The organism is Micromonospora sp. NBC_01796, assembly GCF_035917455.1.
Lineage (GTDB): Bacteria > Actinomycetota > Actinomycetes > Mycobacteriales > Micromonosporaceae > Micromonospora_G.
This window is the reverse complement of record NZ_CP109078.1, coordinates 4457139-4479192: the sequence shown is the minus strand read 5'-3', so window position 1 is coordinate 4479192 and position 22054 is coordinate 4457139. Positions and strand designations below refer to the sequence as shown.

Here is a 22054-nt window from a genome sequence, read left to right as displayed (position 1 = left end):
CCGCCGTGTCGGCGGTCCCCACCTCTCCGACGTACGACTTCACCGCACACCACCCCCGCTTCCGGTCCAGGGGGAGGGTATCCAGAAATCACCTTGTATCGGACAAAAACCTCGAACGCTGTGGGTCCTGTGCGGTCGCCAAGTTCCGGTGAAGGAAGTCGGCACAGGCCTCGACCGCCCCCGAGACATACGGCTCGGTGTCGTACAGGTCGATGTGCCGGTCGGTATCCAGCCAGACGATCTCCTTCACGCCGGTCACCTGCTCGTACAACCGCGTCGCGAGTTCCGGCCGGCAGTAGTCGTCGACCCGGCCGTGCACCACCAGCAGCGGCGTCGCCCCGAGCAGCGGCGCGGCGCCGAGCGCGTCGAAGGTCATCAGCGAGTGCAGTGATCCCCTGGTCACCCGGTTCTCCCAGGACGGCGAGGCGGAGCGGGCGGTGCCGTAGTACGCGTACGGCTCCGCACCGCCCATCGCCGCCTCGCCGCCGTCCGGCGCCACGGCCGGCAGGTACTCGTCGTACCGGTCCAGGAACGAGCCGAGCGCGGACCGGTACCCCCCGATCCCCGACTGCCGCGCGAACCACTCCGGGCTGTTGTAGGCACCCGCGATGCCGACCGCCGCCCGGAGCCGGGAGTCCGCCGCCGCGGCCCGGACCGCGTACCCGCCACCGAGACAGATCCCGACCACACCGAGCCGGGCCGGGTCCACCTCGTCCCGCGCCGCCAGCAACCCGACCGCCGCCCGCAGATCGGTCAGTTTTCCCTGGCTGTCCTCGTGCCCCCGGCGTCCGCCGCTCTCCCCGAAACCCCGGTGGTCGAATGCGAGGGTGCCGAACCCGGCCTGGGCGAGCCGGTCGGCGTAACCACCCGTGACCTGCTCCTTGACGCCGGTGAACGGGCCGGTGAGAACCACCGCGGGCACCGGTCGATCGGCGACCGGCAACCGCAGGACGCCGACCAGTTCGATGCCCTCACAGGAAAAACTGATCCGCTCGGTACGGATCTCGATCGGCTCGGACATCCCACTCCCCTGCCATCGGCTAGCGTTGATCCCGACGGTAGGCGCGTCCCGATCCGTTGCCCAGAAGGCACTTTCCGGTGCCCATCCCCTCCGTCCGCCCGCTCACCCGTCGCGCCCGCAGGAGGTAACGATGACCCTGGTGATCCCGGACGTGCTGGTGGAGAGCTGCACCACACGGCAGGCCCTGGAGCGACTCGGCGCCAAGTGGCGGGTGCTGGTGATCTACGGACTGCTGGCCGGCTCGCAGCGGCACGCCGAGCTGCGCCGCCGGCTGCCCGGAATCACCCAGAAGGTGCTGACCGAGACGCTGCGCGGGATGGAGGCCGACGGACTGGTGCAGCGACGGGTCCTCAAGGACACGGCACCCCAGCACGTGGAGTACGCCCTGACCGACCTGGGCCAGACGCTACGGGAACCACTCGCCGCGATCTGCGCCTGGGCGACCGAACACGGCAGCGACCCGGCACCGGGGACGGCAGGCGGGGTCGGGCCATGACCGGCCGGCGCTCATCCGCCGCTGCTGCCGGTTCGACGAGGTGTCCCGAGGGGGTGCGGTTTACCGCAACCGGGCGCTGAGGTTCCACCGCCCAGGAGGGCGGTGCACCTCATGGTGACGCTCAGGATGGCCCCGTACCGTTTTCCGGGTGAATGGAACCTGGGAGTGGAACACCAGCTCGTTGCTCGCCGCCGATCCCTCGCCCGACTCGGGCGGCATCGTGGGCTTCGTGACCGGTCTGATGGAGAAACTCGGTGGTCCGGGTGCCGGTCTGGCGGTGGCCCTGGAGAACCTGTTTCCGCCGATCCCGAGCGAGGTGATCCTGCCGCTGGCGGGATTCACCGCCAGCCAGGGCAACCTGAGCCTGGCCAGCGCGATCATCTGGACCACCATCGGTTCGGTGGTCGGCGCGCTCGCCCTCTACTACGTGGGTGCGCTGCTCGGCCGGGACCGGGTACGCGCGATCGCCGCGAAACTGCCCCTGGTGAAGCTCGCCGACGTCGACCGGACCGAGGCGTGGTTCCTCCGACACGGGGTGCAGGCGGTCTTCTTCGGCCGGATGATCCCGGTCTTCCGCAGCCTCATCTCCATTCCCGCCGGGGTGGAACGGATGCGGGTCACCACGTTCCTGCTCTACACCGCGCTGGGCAGCCTGATCTGGAACACCGTCTTCGTGATGGCGGGTTACCTGCTCGGCGAGAACTGGCACGTGGTGGAGGGTTACGTCGGGATCCTCCAGAACGTCGTGATCGTGGTCTGCGTACTTGCGGTGGGGTGGTTCGTGACCACCCGGCTGCTCCGGGCCCGGCGCGCCCGACTCTCCCCGGACCAGGTGGACGAGGCGGACCTGCCGCAGGCCCGGCCGGCGCCGGACGCGTACGCCGGTTACCCGGCACCGGACGGATACCAGGGGCAGGCTACCGATCCGGTCGCCCGCGCCCGTGCCTCCCGGGGCACCCTCTACGGCACCCCGCGCCGGCCGACCGACCAGTGGTGAGGCACCACCGACCGCACCGGTAGACAGTGGACGAGGACGGACGCCGTACGAGCCCCCCGGCCCCGTACGACGTCCGTCCTCCCCCGTTGACGCCGATCAGACTCCGATCGGTTGTCGTACCCGGTCGTCCTCGTCGTGCGCCTCGCCGTGGGAGAGGGTGGGCAGCCAGCCGAGCCATCCCGGCAGGTACCAGTTCCGTTCCCGGAGCAGGACCATCACCGACGGCAGCAGGACGGCCCGGACGATGGTCGCGTCGATCAGGACCGCGACGGCCAGGCCGAACCCGAGTTCCTTCATCGAGACCAGCGAGCCGGTGGTGAACAGCCCAAACACCGCGACCATGACCAGGGCGGCGCTGGTGATGGTGCCGGCGGTGCCGCGGATGCCCCGGGAGACCGCGAGTTTGGTCGGCCACCCCCGGTCGTGGCCCTCGCGGATCCGGCTCAGTACGAAGACGTGGTAGTCCATCGAGAGCCCGAACAGGATCACGAAGAGGAACAGCGGCACCCAGTTGGTGACCGCTCCGGCCGACTCGAAGTTCAGCACCCCCTCGCCCCACCCGTGCTGGAAGACCAGCACCAGCAGGCCGTACGCGGCGGCGACGGAGAGCAGGTTGAGCACGATCGCGGTGAGCGCCACCACCAGCGACCGGAACGAGACGAGCAGGAGCAGGAACGCCAGGCCGAGGACGAACGCGAACACCAGTGGGGCACTGCGTCCCATCGCGGAGTTGTAGTCGACCGAGTCGGCGGCCCGCCCGGTCAGCAGGGCCTCGGCACCGTCGACACCCTCGACGGTGCGCGGGATGACGTCCTCGCGCAGGGTGCGTACGGCCTGTTCCGAGGTGGTGTCGATGCCGGTGCCGGACAGTCCGGCGCTGACCACGGCGAGCGTCCGGTCGGGGTTGACCTCGACCGTCATCGGTTCGTGCAGCGCACCGGCGGCCAGGGCCTCGGTCTTGAACCGGTCGATGGCGGCGGTGACCGCCGGGGTGGTCACGTCGTCGGCCCGGACGGCGATCACGGCCGGGTCGCCGCCGCCGGGGAAGGCGGACTCGACCCGGAGGAACGTGTCCAGTGCCGGCGCGGAGGTCTTCAGCGCGGTGATGTCCTCCTCGGCGGTGCGCATGCCGAGTGCCGGCACGGCGAGCGCGAGCAGCGCCGCCGTGGCCAGGACCGCGGAGAGCCCCGGCCGACGCAGCACCGCGTTGAGGAAGCGGGCCCAGCCCCGGCCGTTCGAGTCGCGCCGGTAGAGCCCCGGCACCCGGCCGAGGTCGATCCGGTCGCCGAGCTTGGACAGCACGGCCGGCAGCACGGTGAGCGAGCCGAGGGCGGCGATCGCGACCACCAGGATGGTGCCGGTGGCGAGGCTGGCGAAGACGGTGTCGCGGGTCAGGAACATGCCCGAGGTGGCGATGATGACGGTCAGCGCGGAGATCAGCACGGCCCGGCCGGAGGTGGCCGCCGCGATGGCCAGGGCCCGTTCCGGGTCGGCGCCCTTCGCCCGTTCCTCCCGTTCCCGGCGCAGGTAGAACAGGCAGTAGTCGACGCCGACGGCGAGACCCATCAGCAGCATCAGGTGCATCGTGGTGTCGACCGCGGGCACCAGCCGGCTGGCCGCGGCGAGCAGGCCGAGGGACGCCAGGAACGCGGTCAGGGCCAGGCCCATCGGGAGTACGGCGGCCAGCAGCGCGCCGAACGCCACGATCAGGATGCCGAGGGTCACCGGGATGGAGAGCATGGACAGCCGGTGCATGTCCCCGGCCAGGATCTCGTTGATCGACTTATCCAGGCTGGCGTCCCCGGTCTGGGCCACCATCAGGTCCGGGTGTTCCCGTTGCACCCCGGCAACGGCGTCGCGTACGGCACCGACCCGGTCGGCGGCGGTGTCGGAGGGCCCGGACAGGTCGAAGGTGACCAGGGCCGAGTGCCGGTCCTCCGAGACCGCGTCGGCGCGTACGTTCTCCACCCGGCCGGTCCCCTCGACGGCGGCGACGGTGGCCGTGACGGCGTCGGTGAACGCGGGTGTGCCGGCGACCTGGGAGTCGCTGTGGATCAACACCATCTCCCCGGCCCGGTCGGGGAAACCGGCGGCGGCGATCAGTTCGGTGGCGCGGCCGGACTCGCCGTGTCCGTACGAGCTGTCGGCGGCCTGCACGGTGCCGAGCATGGCGCTGAGGGCGGTCGCGACCACCACGAACAGCAGCCAGCCGACGATGGCGGTGGTGCGGTGCCGGGCACTCCATCCGGCGACCCGCGCGGCGAGGTTGCCGGGCCGGTGCCGGCCCGGTCGGGTGTACGGGTCCGGCCGGGGTGCCGGCGGCGGGAGAACGGTCGTCGTGGTCATGCTTCGACGCTATGAGCTGGGCGGTCCTCGATCGATCCGGCTCACACCCCGGTTGCGGGTAGGGCTGTCCGGGCCACCGGGGTAGGGCAGACCCGACCGTAGGGCCGGGCCGTTCCGCCGGTCCGTACCCGCTGATCGCACGGCGACGCCGACCACGACATCGTGCCGCTGGACACCTGACCGCACGGTAAGGGCTCAATTGAGCGAGTTTCGGACACTTAGCCCACTTCAGGTCCTTAAGGTGAAATTATCCGTTCCTTCCGTATGCCGGCACCGAGGGGAGACCCATGCCGCCCCCCAGACCCACGGGTGCCCGCCGGACGATCACCGCCGCTGTCCGGACCGCACTGGCACTGACCTTGATCTTCGCGACGACGGTCGCGATCGTCCTGGTCAGGTCACCCGTGGCGAGCGCGCTCACGGTGCCGGTGCCGCTGGGCACAGCCGCCGACTTCGCGGTGCTCGCCGGCACGACGGTCACGAACACCGGGTTGTCGGTGGTCAACGGCGACCTTGGGGTGAGCCCGGGCGCGACGGTGAGCGGATTCCCTCCCGGCGTGGTCAACGGGGACATCCACCCCGACGACGCCCCGGCCATACAGGCCCAGATCGATCTGACCACCGCGTACAACAACGCCGCGGGGCGTACGACCACCGGCACGGTGGCGGAGGACCTCGGCGGAACCACCCTGCCCACCGGCGTGTACGAATCCGTTTCGGGAGCGTTCGAGCTCTCCGGGGCGTTGACCCTCGACGCCGAGGGTGACCCGAACGCCGTCTTCATCTTCAAGGCCGCCTCCACCCTCACCACCGGCACCTCGAGCACGGTCACCCTGGCCAACGGAGCGCAGTCCTGCAACGTCTTCTGGCAGGTCGGCAGCTCCGCGACGCTCGGCATCGACTCCGTACTGCGCGGTGACATCCTCGCGTCCGCCTCGATCAGCAGCGCCGGAGGAGCGGAGGTCGACGGTCGGGCGCTGGCCAGCAGCGGCCAGGTCAGCCTGGACACCACGACGATCACCGCATCGACCTGCGCCGTACCGGGCGAGTTGTCGATCACCGCGCCGGCACCGGTGGACCTGGGCAGCGCCAGCCCCGACGGGATCCTGTCGGACAACCTGGGCCCGGTGACGGTGACGGACGAGCGCCTCCTGTCGGAACCGTCGTGGATCGCGACGGTCGTCGCCACGGACTTCACCAACACCGACATCCCGCTCGCGACGATCTCGAACGAGTACATCTCCTACTGGTCGGGAATCGCCGACACCACGGGCGCGGGGACGTTCACCTCGGGCCAACCCACGGAGGACGACGCCGAGATCATCGACGAGGAACGTATCGCCTACACCCTCACGGACGGCGTCGGCAACAACACCGCGACCTGGGATCCGACCGTCACGATCGAGGTGCCCCTGTCCGCCGTCGCCGGCTCCTACACCGGAACGATCACGTTCTCCGTCGCCTGATCCCCCGAGCCCGCCCGGACCGGGTGGCACGGTGTCCTGCGTAGATTCTCGGCATGCGCGTACTGTTCGCCAGCCTTGCCTCGGTGGGACACACCTATCCGCTGATCCCGCTCGCGATCGCCGCACGCGACGCCGGGTACGAGGTCCACTTCGCCGCCGGTGAGGACGTGCACGGGGCGTTGGCGGCGAACGGACTGCGGCCCTTCCGCCCCGCGGACTCGTTCTACGAGATCTACGCCGAGGACCTGGAACCCGAACTGGCACGACTGAAGCCCGATCTCGTCGTACACGAATGGGGTCTGCCCGGAGCGGCCGTCGCCGCCGCGCGGGCCGGCATCCCCGGCATCTGGCACGGATTCGGACGCCTGATCCCCGAGGGCATCGGCTTCGATCTGCCCACGAACAACACCGAGGCTCCCGGACGCCCGCACGTCGACATCTGCCCGCCCTCCCTACAGGACGAGCACTTCCTCGCCACCGAGGAACGCCTCGTCCTGCGCCCCGTCCCGTTCTCCGCCCCGGCCGCCGCGGCGACCGGGGCCATCCAGCGCGGCTCGCAGCCGCTGATCTACCTGACCCTCGGCACCGCGTTCGGCACCCCCGAGCTGCTCACCACGGCCATCGAGGGCTTGGCGACGCTGGACGCGCGCGTGGTGGTCGCCGCCGGCCGGGTACGCCCCGAGCAGCTCGGCGACCTGCCGGACAACGTCACCGTGCAGACCTGGTCACCCCAGGCGGAACTGCTGCCGTACGTCGACGTGGTGGTGCACCACGGCGGCAGCGGCACCACCCTCGGCGCGCTCGGCGTCGGCGCCCCGCAGCTGTTCCTGCCCCAGGGGGCCGACCAGTTCGCCAACTCCGACGCGGTCAGCGCGGCCGGCGCCGGGCTGCGCCTGCTCCCCGACGAGGTGAGCCCGGACGCGGTCGCCGAGCAGGTACGGAAGCTGCTGCCGCGCGACGGACACAACTACCACCGCGACGCGGCCCGTACGATCGCCGACGAGATCGCCCGGATGCCCTCCCCGGACGAGGTCGCCCGCCACCTACCGGCGTACGCCGAACGTGGCTGAATTTCCGACCTGACCGGAGGCCACACACCTGAGCGCCGCGCTAGTCCGGCGGTCGCTGGAGGAGTTGCCGGGACGACTCGAAGCCCAGCCGTTCGTACACCGGCACCGCCCTGCGGCCGGAATGGACCGTCACGCGAACGGCACCGAGGTCGGTCGCATGTTCCGAAGCAGCCCGTACGAGCGCCGAGCCGATCCCCCGGCCTCGATGTTCCGGCATGACAAAAACGCTCTGGATGTCCGCGGACAGCCGACTCGTCGCGCCGGGTCTCGGGACGCGGGGTACGAGCGCGACCCAGGCCATGCCGACGATCTCCGGTCCGCCCAGCCGAGCAACAAACGCCACATGCGAGTCCTCGTGCGCACCCCACCACCCCGCAAGCTCCACCCCGAACGCCTCAACGGCCCCCCGCGCCGGCTCCTCCTCAAGAGTGTCCACCCACAACAGCCGGCCCAAGCCCACAACGTCACCCACACCCGCCCGCCCGATCCTCACGTAGCTGAGTCTCCCACCCCACTCCCCTTGTCGATCTTGCAGTTGTGGCGCCCGGGAATGCCTGACTTATTGGGTTTTGCGTACCGCCACAAGTGCAAGATCGCCGGGCGGGGGCGGGGGCGGGGGGTTAGAGCGGGGCGCCGCCGAAGGCGAGTTCGTTGCCGTCCGGGTCGCGGAAAGTGGCTTTGCGTACGCCGTTGTCGTAGGTTTCGCGCTCGTCCGGCTCCAGACCCCGTTCGGCGATCTGGGGGATGCGGGCGTCGAAGTCGTCCACGAAAACGGTGTGCATGGCGTGCCCCGCGTGCTCGGGCCGTACCTCGATGAAGACGTACCGGTGCTCGGCCAGCTCCCACACCGCTTCGACGTCGTTGGGCAGAAATGCCGGCGGGGCGCCGAGAAGTCGCTCGTACCAGGCAGCCGCCGAGGCGTAGTCGCGGACCGGGATTCCCGCGAACAGATCTATGGTCGTCACGAGGTCATGCTAGGTCGCATGGGGGTAGCCGTCTCGGATGTCGTAGTCTGGCCAACTTTGCAATCTCCGGAGGTTGAGTTGGCCGAGTACCCGCAGGACGTCACGCAGCGCTATCACGGCACCCCCGAGCAAATGGCCGCCGCCCTGGTGGGCGATCCGCCGGCGAGGTGGCAGTCGATCGTCATCGAGGACTACGACCCGGCCTGGGTGGACCGGTTCGCCGCCGCCAGCTCGCCGCTCACCGAAGCGCTCGGCGGCCTGGTCGTCGGAGTGGAACACGTCGGGTCCACGTCGGTGCCGGGACTGGCGGCGAAGCCCATCATCGACATCGATCTCCTCGTCGAGGACACGACGGACGAGTCCCGCTACGTCCCCGCGTTGGAAACGCTCGGCTACCGACTCGTCCTCCGCGAGCCGTGGTGGCACGGGCACCGGATGCTTGTCAGCACCGCCGAGGACGTCAACCTGCACGTGTGGCCCCAGGACGCGCCGGAACCCGTACGGCACCGGCTGTTCCGCGATTGGCTGCGCTCGCATCCGGAGGACCGGGAACTGTACGCGACAACCAAGCGGCGCCTCGCCCGGAACACCGCAGACCGACCCGGCGACTATAACCTGGCGAAGAACGACGTGATCGATGCCATCTACGCCCGTATCTTCGCCACACCTCCGGAGCCTTCCTACTGACAGGCTTGCTCGGATCGGCAGTTCCTGTCCGGGACAACCACCGGACAAGCCTGCAATCAGGCCGGACACGCCCCCGCTGTCCGGGACGCGCATCGACGCTGGCACCCAACCGTCCGGCGTCAATACGCTGAGCCAGATCACGTACCCATGGACTCATTCAGAGCCATGTGGAGTTACTACCGACAGCGGGGAGAAATCATGAGGCGTCTACTACGGGTAGCGGTCGTGACCGCCACACTCTCGATGGGTGCCGTCGCCATTCCTCAACCTGCGAGTGCTGCCGGCTGCCAATCCATCCAGTGGCAGCAAATGCGGTTCAAGGACATGGCACCGTTCCGCGAGTGGTATGCCGCCAGCGCCGACCCAACTGGTTACGCCTTCGACGAGTACACCTACACCATCAACGGCGTCTGCACCAGTACGGCTGGAAATCTGTGGTACCGCCGGGCTGCCGATGGGGCGCCATCCGTCTACACCTTCAGCGACCACCGCCGCCCGCTCTAGTCCACGGCGGGACCCGACGGCGGACCACGCGGAACGCTCGACCAGGGCGGCATCCCTGCCGAGCGTTCCGCCCCACAAAGAACATGCGCCGAGTCGGGTCGGCGCTGTTCGGCGTACGCGACGAGGCCGAGGACCTCGGCGAGGGCACCCTGCGGCTGCGGGTCACGCACGTGCCCGAGGGCGCCGACGCCTGGCAGGGGCTGATCGGCGTGGAGATCCTGCCTGGTGGAGGCGATGGACCGGACCGCGCGCTGATCGTCCGGGTGCAGGCACTCCCGGGGTACGCACCAGCGCAGGCGGTTGCCGTACCCGGAGGGTGTGGGGTGTGAGGGTGGCCCGGTCGATCATCGCGCCTGCCCTACATCTACCCTTACGTCCATTGTGGATCTGCCGCCTCGTCGCCCAGCCCTGGCCCTGCGCCGATGCGCGGCTCGCCCTGGTCGACGGCTTCCGCGACAGGACGCCGAGCCTGACCCTGCTCCTCGCCGGCCAGTTCGTCGAGGCGCTCGGTGACCTCGACACCATCGCCCCGAAGCTCCGCACCCCGCCCGATTCCCGCGTTCTCGACGAACGCTTCATCGGCTGGGTGCCCGTGCGCCGTACCTGATGGGGAACGGACCACGGCTCACGATGAAAGGAGCGCCGGCGTGACCGACGAGATCGACGACGACCTGAGCGCCCCGCACCGCCCCGGCGACGACTGGCTCTGCCGCGACGACGGCCTGGAGTGGCCCTGTCCGATCTTCCGGCGCCGGATGTGGATCCTCTACCCGAACGACCCCCATCGGTTGGCCGCGTTCATGCGTCACTTCCGCGACAAGGCGGCACCCGCCCTGCCCGAACTGACCGCCAAGCAGGTGGAGGCTCGGTTCATCGGCTGGATCAAGGATCCCCCGACCCGTCGCCGACTCCGCGCGATCTGAGCACCGGCACCGGCACCGGACGGTGCGCTCTCCGTTCCCGGGCTGACCGGCGGGGCTAGGCGAGCCTGCGGCGTACCCACCAGAAGCAGAAGGCGGACAGGAGCACGCTGAGGGCGACGAAGACGGCCGTCTCGTACCACTGGAGGGCCCAGAACCGGTTGGCCGGTTGGTAGGCGGCCTGCTGCCGGAGGTCGAGCGAGGCGAGCCAGGCGGTGCATCCCTCCTTGGAGAAGGTCTTCCGGCCGCAGGTCTGAAGATCGGCCGGGCCGGTGAACTGCTGGCCGCTCGGGGTGACGGTCCTGTTGGACACCACCCAGGCGCCCGGTTGATTCACCTGGCCGGTGACGGTCATGTCGCTCTCGGTGATGCGTACCGACTGCATGGCCGAGGTGTCCAGCGGCGCGGTGAAGCTGACCGGGGTGACCAGGTGCGGGCGGAGGTAGAGGGGCGAGGCGACCAGGGCCGCGACGACCACCACGAGGGTGACGGCCATGGCCGGGATGGTGCGACGTACGAGCATGCCGGCGGTCACCCCGACCACGAACGCGAAGGCGGCGTACCCGATCGGGACGATGCCCCGGCCCGGGAAGACCAGCGGCAGCATCCGGTCGAGGTTGGCCTTGTCGATGGGCGCGGCCCACCAGGTCACCGCGAGACTGAACACACCGGCCGTGGCCATGCTGACCAGTCCGACTCCGACGAGCTTCACCGCCAACCACCGGGTACGGGTCACGCTCTGGTTCCAGATCAGCCGGTGGGTGCCGGTCTCCAGCTCACGGGCGATCAGCGGCGCGCCCCAGAACACCCCGATGATCCCGGGCAGCACGAACATGAACACGAGGGCGACGACGTAGACGCGGCTGTTCACCACGGTCATCGCCTCGTTGACGAAGGTGTCGGCGGCTGCCGTGCAGTTCGCCTGGCAGGCGGCCAGCCCGGTGCTGCGGGACAGCCGGGCCAGGTTCGGTCCGGTGACGGTCAGCGCGACCACGAGCGCGGCCAGGGCGGCGAGCGCCATCCACGCCTGGATACGGAATTGGCGCCAGGTGAGCCAGGTCATCGGGACGTCTCCAGCACGGGTGTACGGCCGACGGTGGCGGCCTGGGTCATGTAGGCGAGGACGAGGTCCTCCAGGTCGAGCCTGTCCACGGTGCACGACGGATCGTCGATCGGTGCCGAGCTGCGTACGATCACGGTCGACTGCCGTTCGGTGTGGCTGGCCTGGATCACCTGGTGACCGGGCGGGAACGTGGCCGGGTCACGGGTGGGCCCGGTGAGCCGGTGATGGGTGGCCAGCAGTTCGTCCACCTCCCCGGCGACCTGCACCTTCGACGCGGCCAGCACGATCAGGTAGTCGCACACCCGCTCCAGGTCGGCGACCAGGTGCGAGGAGAGCACGACGCTGGCCTCGTGTTCGGCGGTGAACTCCATCAGGGTCCGCATGAACTCGCGCCGGGCCAGCGGATCGAGGCTGGCCACCGGCTCGTCGAGGATCAGCAGCTCGGGCCGCTTCGCGATGGCCAGGGTCAGGGCGAGCTGGGCCCGTTGACCGCCGGAGAGTTTGCCGGCCTTCTGACCGGGATCGAGGCCGAGTTGCCTGATCCGGCCGGTCGCCAGGTCGTTGTCCCAGCCGGGGTTGAGCCGGGCGCCGAGGCGCAGGTGGTCGGCGATGGACAGTCCGGCGTACGTCGGGGTGTCCTGGGCGACGAAGCCGACCCTGGCCACCTGCGCCGGCCCGGACGCCGGACGCGCACCGAGGACCTCGATGGTGCCGGAGGTCGGTGCCAGCAGGCCGCAGGCGAGCTGCAACAGGGTCGACTTGCCGGCGCCGTTGGGGCCGACCAGTCCCACCACCCGCCCCGGCGGAATGCTCAGGGTGCAGTCGGACAACGCCTGGCGGCGGCCGTACCGCTTGCCCAGGCCGTTGGTCTCGATGACCGGGGTCATGCCTTCTCCTCGGCGGGCGCGCGGAAGGTGCTGAGGAAGAGGGCCTCGATGCTCTCCTCGGCCAGGCCTGCTGCTCGGGCCCTGGTCAGCCACTGCTCCAGTTCCAGGCGCAGCGGGCCGTGCGCGGCCAGCGACTCGTCGCTCAGCGTCCGGGTCACGAACGTCCCGACGCCGGGCCGGGGTTGCACGAGTCCCTCGTACTCAAGCTCGCGGTACGCCTTGAGCACCGTGTTCGGGTTGATCGCCACTTTCGCCACGACGTCCTTGACCGTGGGCAGCCGGTCACCCTCGCGCAGCAGGCCCAACCGCATGGCCTGACGCACCTGGTGGATCAACTGCATGTACGGCGAGACGCCGGAGCGGCCGTCCAGGTGAAACTCGATCACCATCATCTCGATTCAACTAGGTTACTAGCACAATAGCTATTTCCCTCCCCCGGATGTCAAGAACCGCCACTTGACAGTTCTCGGCTACGGCCATTAGCTTTTGGGCTATGGGAGATAGCCAGACGGTCCCGGTCAGCCGTCGCGCCACCGGAGCACCGGGTGCCTAGGGCCGGGCTCTCCACCCCGGCCGTGGTCAGCGCCGCGCTCGACGTGGTCGACGAACAGGGCGCCGGCGCCCTCACCCTCGCCGCCGTCGCCGCCCGCACCGGGGTCGCCACCCCCTCGCTCTACAAACACGTCGGCAACATCGCCGAACTGCGCGCCCTGGTCGGCGTACGGGTGATGACGGAGATGGCCGAACGCTTCGGTGACGCGGTGATCGGGCGCAGCGGCGACGAGGCGGTGACCGTGCTGATGCACACCTACCGCGACTACGTACGCGAACACCCCGCCCGGTACGCCGCCATGCCGGCCGACCCGCTGCACGATCCCGCCGTGGTCGAAGCCGCCACCCGGCTGCTCAACGTCTTCCTCGCGGTCCTGCGCGGCTACGGGCTCGACCGGAACGCCGCGATCCACGCCACCCGGTGCCTGCGCTCGATCGGCCACGGGTTCGTCTCCATCGAGGCCGGCGGCGGATTCGGCCTGCCCCAGGACCTGGACGAGACGTACGAGCAACTGATCCGGATGTTCGTCGCGAGCCTGCCCCGGCCGTGACCGCGCTCCGCCCCTCCACCGAAGGAGACACCGGAATGTCCACCCCAGACACGCGCATCCGGCTCGGTGCGCTCGCCGCCGCCGTCGCCGCGCTGATGTTCCTGCTCTACCCCGCCGTACGGCCGTGGACGGACGAGACCACGGTTGCCGGTGCCACCGAGGCGATGAGTTCCGGGCGGTGGGTCGCCTCCCACCTGTTCGCCATGATCGGGTTCATCCTGCTGCCGCTGGCACTGCTCGCCGTACGGTCGCTTGTCGCCCGTACGCCCGGCGAAGCCCTCGCCGCCGCCGGTGTCGTGACCACCTGGATCGGCGCGGGTCTGACCCTGCCCTACTACGGCGCCGAGGACTTCGCCCTGAACGCGATCGCCGGCCGCTCCGCCGACGGGCAGCCGCTGGACCTGCTCGACCTGGTCGACGCCGTACGTTACGGCCCGGTCGCGATCACCACCTTCGGGATCGGCCTGGTCCTGCTCGGGGTCGGCGCGGTGCTCGCGGCGGTGGCGATCTGGCGCTCCGGCCTGCTCCCCCGGGCCACCGGCATCCCGCTCGCGCTCGGTTTCGCCCTCTTCCTGCCCCAGTTCTACACACCATCGGCGGTTCGGATCGGCCACGGTGTACTGGTCGCGGTCGGCCTGGCCTGGTTGGCCCTGACCCTCTGGCGGCAACCGGCGGCGACCCGCCCGGCCCCGTGACGAGGAAGGGCCCGTTGCCACCGCCGCAGCGATGACAACGGGCCCGCACACCCCACTTCTTCCCGGCGTCGATGTCCGTGGGCGGACATCTCCGGGGTCGGTCAGCGGTTGCCGAGCACGCTGACCCCGGCCAGCCCGGGTCGGGCGAACGGAAGGTCGGGGAGGTCGGTGAGGGTGACCCGGACATGACGTCCGAGGCCGGTGAAGAGCCCCCGCTGGATCTGCGCGCCAGCCGGATCGGCCGCCCGGTCGAGCACCTTCGTCCAGGTGAGGCCGTCCTTGGACACCTCGACCGTGTAGCCGTAGCCGAACTGGGCGGCCTCGGCCGGACCGGTCGGGACGGCGGCGCACTGGCCGGTGGCGGGACCGGAGACCGCGTTCGGATCGCCGTCGCGTACCGGAGCCGGCTGGTTCCCGGTGCAGGCCAGTGGCCCGCGTACGGTGTTCGCCGACACCACCACCGGCCGGTTTCCGGTGCGGTTGCCGGAGAGGCTGACCGGGCCGGCGACCTGGTTGCCGGTGAGCACGACCTGGCCGGTGGTGCCGCCGACCGAGACCGGGCCGGCGATCCGGCTGCCGGTCACCCGCACCACGACCGCCCCGGTCGCGGAGACCGGACCGGCGATGGTGGCGTTGTCGGCGACCAGCGAGGCGCCGGGGCGTACGGTCACCGGACCGCTGACCGTGCCGGTGAGGCAGGTGACCCCGTCGGTCACGGTGAGCGGGCCGGGATGGGTGCCACCGACCGTACGGGTGCAGGCGTCACGCACGTCCGTACGCGGGAAGGTCAGTTCGATCCCGGCGAGGGTGCGCCAGCGTCCCAGGTCGACCTGCCACCGCTGACCGACCGACGTGCTGGCGGCCTTCCAGGCGGTGGCCGGGTCGCCGTCGGTGGCCAGTGCGGCGGCGTGTCCGGGCAGCGCACCCGTGGCGGTGGCGGGACGGCCGGCGGAGACGTCGACCGGGGTGTCCCCCGCGGTGTAGCGGGTGTAGTTGTAGAGCCGCTTCGCCTGCGGCAACGGGGTTCCGGTCACCTTCGCGGCCAGGTCGCACGGGCCGTTGCTCTTGATGGTCAGGGAGGCGCCCTGGATGTACTCGACGACCTCTTCCTTGTCGTCGCCGCAGAAGTCGGCGTGCCAGAGCCGGGCGGCCGGGTCGAGAACGCTGATCACGTCCCCGCTGCCGTTCATGATGGTGGTCGGCTCGCCGCAACCCCGGTTCCACACCATGATCAGGTCGCTGTGGTCGCCGGTCCAGTTGTGGATCGGTTCCGGGATCGACCCCCAGCAGCCTCGGGTGGTCCGCGCCTCCTGCCAGACCATGCCGCCCTGCTCGTCGAGGAGGAACAGCCCGTCGTACCCGTTCGCGGTCCGGTCGATCCGGTCCAGGCCGAGCGACTCCAGACCGGGCAGTTCCGGGAGGTAGTCGCCGGTCATGATGTTCTGCGTCTCGACGATGTCGCTGTTGCGCCAGAGTTCGGCACCGGTACGCAGGTCGTGCGCGACCGCCGCGTCACCGCCGAGGATGAGTTCGGGTTCGGCGTCACCGGCGATGTCGGCCATCCACATGGTGTCGGCGTGTCCGTCGCCCCGGTGCTGCCAGAGCAGTTGCCCGTCCGGGCCGACCATGTCGTAGCCGATCATCACCTCCTGCCGGCCGTCGTTGTCGATGTCGTACGGCCAGGGGTAGTGACCGGTGTTGCCCCGGTGGGTCCAGAGCAGGGTGCCGTCGCCGGACAACGCCCACGCGGTGTCGTAGCGGTCCTTGAGGATGATCTCCTGGGCGGTGTTCCGGCCACTGAGGTTGGCGAAGATGATCGCGTCGTGGGCGAGCCGATCGGGCAGCGCGAAGTCGCGTACGAGCTGCCCGGTGGCACCGTCGAAGATCATGAACCGACCGGGCTGACGGGTGTCGCCGCCCGGGTGCATGATCGCGACGACCTCGTTGTCCCCGTCCCCGTCGACGTCGTGCACCTGGGCCGGGATGTCGCTGCCGTTGTTGCGACCCCGGGGGTCGGGGGTGCCGGCCTGCCAGAGCAGCCGACCGTCCAGGTCGTACGTGGTCAGCGCGGCGACCAGCGCGCCTTCGTACCGGTCGTCGGCGACGTAGTGCGGTTGCATGTAGACGATGTCGAGCCGACCGTCGCCGGTGACGTCGCCGAACAGTGGGCGGGCTCCGCCACCGGCTGCCCTGGTGTCGAATGTGGTCACCACGGTCGGCACGATCTGGGCCGGGGCGGCGACCGGGGCCTGCGGGGACTCGGCTCGGGCGAGACCCGGTGGGGCGAGTACGGCGAGCAGCGCCACGGCCGAGCCGGCGGCCCGCCAGGGCCAGGACCGGGGTCGGGCGGAGCGGGACAGGGGTGAGTGCGGCATGTCGGAGCCTCCTGAAGGGAGCGGGGGGATTCCGCAAAGGAGATGAACCGTTTCAATAGCCCGCGGTCAAGATATCCAGGACGTTACGAAGGTGTCAAGGAAAACAACGCCTTCCCCAATCCGGCGCGTGCTTTTGCCAGTGGGAAGGCGTGATCGGTTGACTTGCCTACAAAGTCGCCGGTAACTTCCGAAGATTGAACTGTTTCAGATGACCTGGGCGTCAGACCGTCAGACCTGGCCGCCGAAGAAGCCGTACCGGGACAGCGGCCCGATCAGCTCGCGTTCCTCGTACGCCAGGTGGGACAGGAGCGCGTCGGTGAGCACGTCGACCGCCTCCTGGATCCCGGAGAGGTCGTCCGGGTGGCTCACCAGGTCGACCAGTGCCCGGTCCACCGCTTCGAGCACCTCGTGGATGACCTGGTGCTCCTGGTCGAGCCGGTCGATCACCGCCGCCAGCCCCCGGTCGGAGGCCTTCAGGTACGGGAAGATGCTGCCGCTCTCCATGGTGTGGTGCTGGGTCAGCGACACACAGTAGGACTGACAGAAGGAGCCGAGGGTCCAGTTGTTGGACCGCAGGGTCATCGCGTTGACCTCGCCCCGGGCGGCGCCGATGTCGAGGGCGTTCGCGCGTACCTGGTCGAGGATGTCGCGTACCCGGGCGAGTTCCTCCCGGTAGTGGTTGTGCACGTCGATCAGGTGCTTGCCGGCGGAGACGCCACGGCCGGTGAACCGCACCTCCTGCTCCGGCTCGGGCGCGGTCGGCCGGGTGCTCTCGTCCCAGACCTCGGTGCTGCTGTGCCGGGTGCGCGGCGGCGGAGTGGGCGCGAGTCCGGTACGGCCGGTCAGCCAGTGGTCGGTGTCGGTCACGATCTTCCTGTCTCTGCTGGTCATCAGGTCGGCGATCAAGCTGGTTGACGGGTCAGCGGGGCCAGTCCCGCCACTGCCGCAGCGTCGGGATGACCGTCTTCTCCTCGAGGTCGAGGTGGGCCAGCAGGTCGGTGCCGACCGCCTCCAGGGCGGCGATCAGCCGTTTCCTGGTCTCCGGCCGGTCGTCGCCGCGGAGCAGGTCGGCCAGCGCCTCGACCTGGTCGAGCAGGTCGGAGATCCGACGGTGGTCGGCCTCCAGCCGCTTGACCGCCGGGACCAGGGCCGGATTGGACCGGCGCAGGGCCGGAAAGAGCCGTACGTCCTCGTTGCCGTGGTGGGAGTGCACCAGCCGGCAGTAGCTCAGGCAGTTGGTGCGAAGCTGCCAGAGCGGGCCACGGGTCTGCAACGAGCGGACGGTCGAGCGGACCCGGTCCGGTGCGGCGCCCCGGCCGATCTGGTCGGCAAGCGTGCGGAGCTGGTTGAGGTCACGGCGCAGTACGCCGTGGATCCACCTCAGCTCCTCGACCAGATGCTCACCCGGTGCCTTCGCCTGCCGGGGAGCGCGAGCGCGACTCATGCGGACGACCGTACCAGATCGTTTGTTTCGACAAATAATCCGTGGCGGCAAATCATTTTGGCTCTGCTAACATAACCCGCATGACGGTCGAGGAGACCCGGTCCCGGCGGGCAACGGACCGCATCGGCCTGCTGCTGGCCCGGCACGGCGGGATCAGCAACGCCCGGATGCGCGACGCGCTGGAGGCCACCGGCCTGAGCACCCGGCAGGGCATCACCCTGATGCACCTGGCCGAGAACGGTCCGATCGGGCAGCAGGCGCTCGTCGAGGCACTCGGTGTCGATCCCAGCGCCCTGGTGGCCATCCTCAACGACCTCGAACGGGACAACCTGGTCGAACGGCGCCGAGACCCGGCCGACCGACGACGACACATCGTCGTCCTCACCGACGCCGGCGGCTCGGTTCTGACCAGGGTCGACGCCGCGATGGACGCGGTGGAGCGCGAACTGCTCGCCCACCTCGACGCCGACGAGGTCGCCACCCTGCACCGGCTGCTGAGCCGGATCAACACCGCCGTCGACGACGACGCCTGCCGCGAGCACTGACCCCGACAGGGGTACGCCGACCCACAGCGGGTACGCCCCCACCGTCAGCACCGGGGCGCGCCGATCGCCCCCGGTCGTACGGGGGAGGAGTCGGCGGATGATCGAGTTGCCAACCGAGAACGACCCGCGCCTGCAGGCGACGTACCGGTCCGACCGGGTCTGGAGCGGCGTGACCACCAGCGGCGACGGACGGGTGTTCGTCAGCTTTCCCAACGCCGACCGCCCCGGCATCCAGGTCGCCGAACTCGGCCCGGACGGCCAGCACGTGCCGTACCCGGACGCCGCCTGGAACTCGGTCCGCGAGGACCACCACCCCGATGGCGCGTTTGTCCAGGTCAACGGTTTGCGGATCGGGCCGGACGGCCGGCTCTGGATCATCGACGCGGGTGCGCCGGGCATCGGCCGGGCCGCGATTCCGGGCGGGGCCCGGCTGATCGTGGTGAACCTGACCACCGACAGCGTCGCCGACATCTACGACCTCGGTCCGGCGGTCCGCCCCCGCAGCTACCTCGACGACCTGCGGTTCAACGGTGACCAGGTCTACCTCACCGACGCCGGTGAGCCGGGACTGGTCGTCCTGGACCTGGGCTCGGGCGAGCTGCGCCGGGTGCTGGAGGATCATCCCAGCACCACCGACCAGCGCCCCCTGTACGCCGACCACCGCAAGGCCCGCGGCCCCGAGGGTGACGAGGTGCTGGTCCACGCCGACCAGTTGGAGGTCTCCCCGGATGGTGGGCAGCTCTACTACCAGCCCGCGTCCGGACCGATGTCCCGGATCGGCACCCGGTGGCTGGACGACCCCTCGGTCACCCCCGGCGACCTGGCCGACCAGGTCGAACCCTGGCTGGACACGCCGACCACCGGCGGCACCGCGATCGACGCGAACGGCGTGATCTACCTCAGCGACACCAACCAGCGGCGGGTGCTGGCGATCAGCCCCGACCGGGAGGTGGAGACGGTGGTCGCCGATCCGCGCCTGGTCTGGGCCGACGCCATGTGGCTCGACAGCGCCGGCGACCTGTGGATTCCGGTCCCCCAACTCAACCGCACCGCGGGTTTCAACGGTGGTGTGCAGGCGGTCGAGTATCCGGTGTGGATCTACAAGATGCACGTCGGCGCGGCCCCCGCTCCGAACGACCACCTCTGACCGAATGCGCGAATCATGCATGTTCGATCCTGAATGGATCATGCATCATTGCGGTACGTGTCGGATATGTTCGACTGAGCCAAAGTTAAGGCACTTTTAATGCCGTGTCGCGCCGCAAACTGGGTTAGCCGCCCATCGCGCAGACGCATAATGCAACGCAGGTCGCCTGGCATCCGGCCAAAAGCGGCATATCGAGAGTGAGAGGTGGAGCCGTGAAGCTCACCTTCGTTCGCAAGACTGCGTTGTCACAGGTAAACAACTGCCCGTCGCTATATCGCACCGACCGCGACACCTTCGTTGTACAGGGATGGCGGGTGTCCGACCCCGAAGCCCTGGCACAGCTTGACGTACCCGCGCACGAGACTGTGGTCGAGGTGCCGGTCGACGTACTGGCGGAGATCGCCAAGGCTTTGTAGTTATCTGAGATCGGCTCACCGAACAGGAGTACGCGCACCCGCGAGGATCCCGCCGGTGAGCCGATCGACCTAAGCTGGACAGCGGAGGATCCACCACCGGGCCGGTGCCGTACCCGGACCGGTCAGCCCGACATTGGCTGGTCACTCGGCCGCTCTACCACCTGCGATGCCTTGTGAGCTGTACCGTGACGCCTACCCAAGCGCAGCTTAGGAGCAGGTGATGTCCAGCAACCAGACCGGCAGCGACCGAGGAGCGCTTGGGGCGAGGCTGCGAGAGCTTCGGGCACGCGAGGGCATTTCAGGGATCAACCTGGCAAGCCGGCTGGGCTGGGTCCAGTCGAAGGTCTCCCGGATCGAGACCGGTCGGCAACTACCCACCGAGGACGACGTACGGGCCTGGGGCGCGGTGATCGACGCCGACGAACCCCTCCTCGACGAGTTGCTGCGACAGTTGCGCGCACTGCGCGGGGAACACATCGCCTGGCGGCGCGGCGCGTCGGACGCGGCACAGGCCGGCACCCAACGCTCCATGATGGAGTTGGCCGCGGAGGCGACCCTGGTCCGCAACTTCGAACTCGGCGTGGTGCCGGGCCTGCTCCAGACCGCCGACTACGCCCGCGTACGCCTCGCCGAGAACGTCGAGTTCCACGGTGCCCCCGGCGACGATCTGGAGGACGCGCTGCTGCTGCGGATCCAGCGCCAGCAGGTGCTCTACGACTCGACCAAGCAGTTCCGGTTCCTGGTGACCGAGTCCGTACTGCGCATGTCGCTCTGCCCGGTCGACGTGATGCGCGGGCAGCTCGACCGGCTCACCGCGCTGACCGGCATGAGCAACGTCGAACTCGGTGTCATCCCCACCGAAGCCCGGTTGCCGCTCGCCCCGCTGCACGGTTTTGTCATGTTCGACGACACCGTCACCGTCGAGACCTGGGCCGAGGAACAGACCTGGCAGACCGCCGCCGACGCCCTGCGATTCGGGCGGATCTTCGACCGTCTGCACGAGGTGGCCCGGCACGGCGAGGACGCCCGCGACATCATCCAGGCGACCCTGGCCGGTCTCGCCACCCCCGCATGACCTCGTCGAAGGCGGCGTGGACCGGGGTACCCGGCATCTTGTCGTAGATCGCGAACACCACCTCGTCGAACCGGTCGACCACCCGCAGCGCCTCGGCGAACGCCCGCGCCACGGTGCCGGGATCGTTGCGGAACACCCCGCAGCCCCAGGCCCCGAGCACCAACCGGCGGTGGCCGTGCGCGGCGGCGATCCGGAGCACCCGCTCGGCCCGCCGCCCCAGCACCCCGGGTACGTCGGCGGCGTCCGCCGGCTGGTTGCGCACGATCGCCCCGAGGTTCGGCGCGGCCGAGGTCAGGAACGCGCTCCGGAAGGGCCGGTCGAGCAGGTGACCCCGCTCGTCCCGGAACACCGGGACCCCCGGTGAGTAGATCACCCGGTCGCTGTAGCGCAGGTCCTGCTGGTTGCGGTGGAACTCGTAGAACTCCGGAGCGCTGCGCAGGCACGGGTAGAGGGCCGAGGCGCGGGCGATGTCCTCCTCCTGCGCCTTGGCGCCGCCGAGGAAACCACCACCGGGGTTCTTCGCCGAGGCGAACACCAGGCAGGCCACGTCCGGACCGAACCGCGCGGCGGCGCCCAGGGTCGACTCACGGGTCACCGTCACCGCCGGCCGCTCCAGCGGCTGCCCGGTTCCCGCCTCGTCCGCTGGTGCCGGGGACGGTCGCGGCGCGGGTTCGGGTAACGGGGTGTCCGGCAGGTAGTGCCGGGTGCCGGCGATCGCGGCGCCGACCGCCTCGGCGATGCTGATCCGCGTACCGGCGGGGCTCGTGTAGTGGCCGGACTCGGCGATCTCGACGGTCTGCCGGCCGATCTCCCGGAGCCGACCACTCACCGG

General features: G+C 70.0%; 26 protein-coding genes. 15 read left to right on the top strand and 11 right to left on the bottom strand.

All coding sequences use genetic code 11. From position 1 onward, the window contains the following. Nucleotides 1–88: 88 nt before the first annotated feature. Nucleotides 89–1021 carry an alpha/beta hydrolase gene (locus OIE47_RS20680; protein ID WP_326556188.1) on the bottom strand — a complete coding sequence of 311 codons (933 nt, stop codon included), beginning with the start codon at nt 1019–1021 and terminating at the stop codon, nt 89–91. A 130-nt stretch (nt 1022–1151) separates the two neighbouring features. Here OIE47_RS20680 and OIE47_RS20675 point away from each other — a divergent pair, with 130 nt between their 5' ends. Both OIE47_RS20675 and OIE47_RS20670 read left to right on the top strand, forming a co-directional pair. After that, complete coding sequence (locus tag OIE47_RS20675) at nt 1152–1517, top strand: winged helix-turn-helix transcriptional regulator (protein WP_326556187.1); 366 nt, start codon at nt 1152–1154, stop codon at nt 1515–1517. Between the two features lie 181 nt (nt 1518–1698). Then, nucleotides 1699–2514 carry a DedA family protein gene (locus OIE47_RS20670; protein WP_326563183.1) on the top strand — a complete coding sequence of 272 codons (816 nt, stop codon included), beginning with the start codon at nt 1699–1701 and terminating at the stop codon, nt 2512–2514. Nucleotides 2515–2610: 96 nt separating this feature from the next. On the opposite strand, the gene OIE47_RS20665 is transcribed toward OIE47_RS20670, so the two are convergent. Then, nucleotides 2611–4860, bottom strand: a complete 2250-nt coding sequence (locus OIE47_RS20665; RefSeq protein ID WP_326556186.1) for an MMPL family transporter — start codon at nt 4858–4860, stop codon at nt 2611–2613. A 287-nt stretch (nt 4861–5147) separates the two neighbouring features. Here OIE47_RS20665 and OIE47_RS20660 point away from each other — a divergent pair, with 287 nt between their 5' ends. Further along, nucleotides 5148–6326 carry an ice-binding family protein gene (locus OIE47_RS20660; RefSeq protein ID WP_326556185.1) on the top strand — a complete coding sequence of 393 codons (1179 nt, stop codon included), beginning with the start codon at nt 5148–5150 and terminating at the stop codon, nt 6324–6326. Between the two features lie 53 nt (nt 6327–6379). Next, nucleotides 6380–7396 carry a glycosyltransferase gene (locus OIE47_RS20655; protein WP_326556184.1) on the top strand — a complete coding sequence of 339 codons (1017 nt, stop codon included), beginning with the start codon at nt 6380–6382 and terminating at the stop codon, nt 7394–7396. Nucleotides 7397–7436: 40 nt separating this feature from the next. Here the strand turns inward: OIE47_RS20655 and OIE47_RS20650 are convergent, their stop codons facing one another. Together OIE47_RS20650 and OIE47_RS20645 are read right to left on the bottom strand one after the other, a co-directional pair. Then, nucleotides 7437–7832: a GNAT family N-acetyltransferase gene (locus OIE47_RS20650; RefSeq protein WP_326556183.1), complete on the bottom strand. Its 396-nt coding sequence runs from the start codon at nt 7830–7832 to the stop codon at nt 7437–7439. A 184-nt stretch (nt 7833–8016) separates the two neighbouring features. Next, nucleotides 8017–8361: a VOC family protein gene (locus OIE47_RS20645; RefSeq protein ID WP_326556182.1), complete on the bottom strand. Its 345-nt coding sequence runs from the start codon at nt 8359–8361 to the stop codon at nt 8017–8019. 78 nt (nt 8362–8439) lie between these two features. Between OIE47_RS20645 and OIE47_RS20640 the strand changes: the two genes are divergently transcribed. The 5 genes from OIE47_RS20640 to OIE47_RS20620 all read left to right on the top strand — a co-directional run bounded on the left by OIE47_RS20640 (nt 8440) and on the right by OIE47_RS20620 (nt 10475). After that, nucleotides 8440–9048: a GrpB family protein gene (locus tag OIE47_RS20640; RefSeq protein WP_326556181.1), complete on the top strand. Its 609-nt coding sequence runs from the start codon at nt 8440–8442 to the stop codon at nt 9046–9048. 225 nt (nt 9049–9273) lie between these two features. Beyond that, complete coding sequence (locus OIE47_RS20635; RefSeq protein WP_326556180.1) at nt 9274–9552, top strand: hypothetical protein; 279 nt, start codon at nt 9274–9276, stop codon at nt 9550–9552. 83 nt (nt 9553–9635) lie between these two features. Further along, nucleotides 9636–9881: a hypothetical protein gene (locus tag OIE47_RS20630; RefSeq protein ID WP_326556179.1), complete on the top strand. Its 246-nt coding sequence runs from the start codon at nt 9636–9638 to the stop codon at nt 9879–9881. Nucleotides 9882–9931: 50 nt separating this feature from the next. After that, complete coding sequence (locus tag OIE47_RS20625; RefSeq protein WP_326556178.1) at nt 9932–10159, top strand: hypothetical protein; 228 nt, start codon at nt 9932–9934, stop codon at nt 10157–10159. Nucleotides 10160–10199: 40 nt separating this feature from the next. After that, nucleotides 10200–10475, top strand: coding sequence for a hypothetical protein (locus OIE47_RS20620; RefSeq protein ID WP_326556177.1), 276 nt, complete (start codon nt 10200–10202; stop codon nt 10473–10475). Between the two features lie 55 nt (nt 10476–10530). Here OIE47_RS20620 and OIE47_RS20615 read toward each other — a convergent pair whose 3' ends face one another. Genes OIE47_RS20615 through OIE47_RS20605 form a run of 3 tightly spaced genes read right to left on the bottom strand, consistent with a single transcriptional unit; the run spans nt 10531 to nt 12808 of the window. Further along, complete coding sequence (locus OIE47_RS20615) at nt 10531–11535, bottom strand: ABC transporter permease subunit (protein WP_326556176.1); 1005 nt, start codon at nt 11533–11535, stop codon at nt 10531–10533. Further along, nucleotides 11532–12422 carry an ABC transporter ATP-binding protein gene (locus OIE47_RS20610; protein WP_326556175.1) on the bottom strand — a complete coding sequence of 297 codons (891 nt, stop codon included), beginning with the start codon at nt 12420–12422 and terminating at the stop codon, nt 11532–11534. Before OIE47_RS20610 ends, OIE47_RS20615 begins: the two co-directional genes overlap by 4 nt. Further along, entirely contained in the window at nt 12419–12808 is a 390-nt protein-coding gene (locus OIE47_RS20605; protein ID WP_326563182.1) for a GntR family transcriptional regulator, read from the bottom strand. Before OIE47_RS20605 ends, OIE47_RS20610 begins: the two co-directional genes overlap by 4 nt. A gap of 159 nt (nt 12809–12967) precedes the next feature. Here OIE47_RS20605 and OIE47_RS20600 point away from each other — a divergent pair, with 159 nt between their 5' ends. Beyond that, a complete protein-coding gene (locus OIE47_RS20600) occupies nt 12968–13525 on the top strand; it encodes a TetR/AcrR family transcriptional regulator (protein WP_326556174.1) in 558 nt (185 codons plus the stop codon). Between the two features lie 35 nt (nt 13526–13560). After that, on the top strand, nt 13561–14220 hold the full coding sequence (locus OIE47_RS20595) for a hypothetical protein (protein WP_326556173.1): 660 nt from the start codon (nt 13561–13563) through the stop codon (nt 14218–14220). A 101-nt stretch (nt 14221–14321) separates the two neighbouring features. Here OIE47_RS20595 and OIE47_RS20590 read toward each other — a convergent pair whose 3' ends face one another. The 3 genes from OIE47_RS20590 to OIE47_RS20580 all read right to left on the bottom strand — a co-directional run bounded on the left by OIE47_RS20590 (nt 14322) and on the right by OIE47_RS20580 (nt 18039). Next, on the bottom strand, nt 14322–16595 hold the full coding sequence (locus OIE47_RS20590) for a discoidin domain-containing protein (protein ID WP_326556172.1): 2274 nt from the start codon (nt 16593–16595) through the stop codon (nt 14322–14324). A 228-nt stretch (nt 16596–16823) separates the two neighbouring features. After that, a complete protein-coding gene (locus tag OIE47_RS20585; protein WP_326556171.1) occupies nt 16824–17486 on the bottom strand; it encodes a hemerythrin domain-containing protein in 663 nt (220 codons plus the stop codon). A gap of 28 nt (nt 17487–17514) precedes the next feature. Beyond that, nucleotides 17515–18039 (bottom strand): hemerythrin domain-containing protein, encoded by a 525-nt coding sequence (locus OIE47_RS20580; RefSeq protein ID WP_326556170.1) that lies wholly within the window; start codon nt 18037–18039, stop codon nt 17515–17517. A gap of 80 nt (nt 18040–18119) precedes the next feature. On the opposite strand from OIE47_RS20580, the gene OIE47_RS20575 reads away from it, so the two are divergent. From OIE47_RS20575 to OIE47_RS20560, 4 genes are all read left to right on the top strand, one after another. Further along, nucleotides 18120–18584, top strand: a complete 465-nt coding sequence (locus tag OIE47_RS20575; RefSeq protein WP_326556169.1) for a MarR family winged helix-turn-helix transcriptional regulator — start codon at nt 18120–18122, stop codon at nt 18582–18584. A gap of 97 nt (nt 18585–18681) precedes the next feature. Beyond that, nucleotides 18682–19731 (top strand): SMP-30/gluconolactonase/LRE family protein, encoded by a 1050-nt coding sequence (locus OIE47_RS20570; protein ID WP_326556168.1) that lies wholly within the window; start codon nt 18682–18684, stop codon nt 19729–19731. Between the two features lie 212 nt (nt 19732–19943). Beyond that, entirely contained in the window at nt 19944–20147 is a 204-nt protein-coding gene (locus OIE47_RS20565) for a hypothetical protein (RefSeq protein ID WP_121156554.1), read from the top strand. 220 nt (nt 20148–20367) lie between these two features. Next, entirely contained in the window at nt 20368–21222 is an 855-nt protein-coding gene (locus OIE47_RS20560) for a helix-turn-helix domain-containing protein (protein ID WP_326556167.1), read from the top strand. On the opposite strand, the gene OIE47_RS20555 is transcribed toward OIE47_RS20560, so the two are convergent. Continuing rightward, nucleotides 21182–22051 (bottom strand): TIGR02452 family protein, encoded by an 870-nt coding sequence (locus OIE47_RS20555; RefSeq protein WP_326556166.1) that lies wholly within the window; start codon nt 22049–22051, stop codon nt 21182–21184. The two genes, OIE47_RS20560 and OIE47_RS20555, sit on opposite strands and share 41 nt — an antisense overlap. Nucleotides 22052–22054 lie beyond the last annotated feature (3 nt).